The following is an 886-nucleotide window of genomic DNA, read 5'->3' as shown; positions in this document are numbered from 1 at the left end:
GCCTTTTTTGTTTGTGGCGCGCGTCGGCACTTGACTTTAAGAGAACTGTGATTCGTTATGATATTATGTTTCATAGCGTCACGGGCGTTCCCCCCTCATGACGACATTCAACGGGAAGGACGATTCTCATGACGACCTCTATCCACACGATCACTGACGAATTGCTGGCGAACACCATCACCGAAACGCCGAGCGACAACCTCATTTCCGGCGCACAGGCCATCAACCTGACGACCGCAAACGCGGCGCCGAGCGACATCACGATGCAGGGTGGGACGATCGTCGTAACGGCGGCGACAGGAACCGTTTTCGCGCTGCTGAGCGCTGTCGATGCGGACGCCGGCGATACGCACACTTTCACGTTCGACGACGGCAGCGGACATACGGTTACGAACGATTTCTTCGAGATCGCGGGCAACGTGATCAAGGTCAAGCAGCCTCTCACAACACTTGGTGTTGGACAGCAATCATTTCTCGTGAAGGTCGCGGACACGGCCGGTGCGGTCCACTACAAAACGCTCACGGTCAACATCACTGCGAACACCGCCCCAGGCGCGGTCACCCTGAGCACCAATACCGTCCTGGAAAACGTGCAAAACGGATCGGCGGTTGGGACAATCCAAATCGCGGACGATATCGGCGACAGCCATACTCTGACGCTTATCTACGGGCCCGGGAATCCGGCCACGAACCCGCTATTCGCACTCGGCACAGGCGCGAATGCAGGCAAGCTCGTCCTCGCGAGAGCTCTGGATGACGCGGATATCGGTAATCACACCGTGACGATCCAAGTACAGGACAGGGGCGGGTTGACCRTATCGCGTGACGTGACGGTCACTGTCGTGAACGTGAACGAGGGGCCGACGGACATCAGTTACTCCTGGGG

The 886-nt window shown here is 57.9% G+C and carries 1 protein-coding gene; it reads left to right on the top strand.

Features of this window, described 5'->3' with window-relative positions:
* Nucleotides 1–128: 128 nt before the first annotated feature.
* A partial coding sequence (locus tag AC1DT3_RS22845) for a cadherin repeat domain-containing protein (RefSeq protein WP_477467446.1) occupies nucleotides 129–886 on the top strand: 758 nt, incomplete at its 3' end.

The sequence above is a fragment of the Microvirga sp. P4_G7 genome, assembly GCF_056401005.1.
This window is presented reverse-complemented; position numbering and strand designations above follow the sequence as displayed.